This window comes from Paraburkholderia sp. J8-2, from assembly GCF_905220195.1.
Classification (GTDB): domain Bacteria; phylum Pseudomonadota; class Gammaproteobacteria; order Burkholderiales; family Burkholderiaceae; genus Paraburkholderia.
The window spans coordinates 1-297 of record NZ_CAJMZA010000149.1; the positions used below are offsets into that span (position 1 = coordinate 1).

The following is a 297-nucleotide window of genomic DNA, read 5'->3' on the forward strand; positions in this document are numbered from 1 at the left end:
AGCCAAAGGTGAGTATCGATCGGTGGCATTCATGCCACCCAGCAACGGTGACATATCATGAGCGACTACGACACGCTGCAGGCAATCGGGGAAGTCAATCTTTCATACATCACCCTTGCGCAGCGCATGCTTCGCGAGGACCGTCGGACGGGGATATCCCGGCTAGGCCTGTCGGAGCAGATCGCCGATATGCTGACCGGGCTTTCCGTCGAGCAAACGCTCAAGCTTGCGGCGACTGATCACCTTCTTTGTTTATTTAGTGCTCCTGATCACGAGATACTGAACGCTCTAGCGGCG

At 55.9% G+C, this 297-nt stretch carries 1 protein-coding gene; it reads left to right on the plus strand.

From position 1 onward, the window contains the following. Positions 1–57: 57 nt before the first annotated feature. The coding region (locus U5A52_RS43215; RefSeq protein WP_321940537.1) for a flagellar transcriptional regulator FlhD at positions 58–297 on the plus strand (240 nt) is incomplete at its 3' end.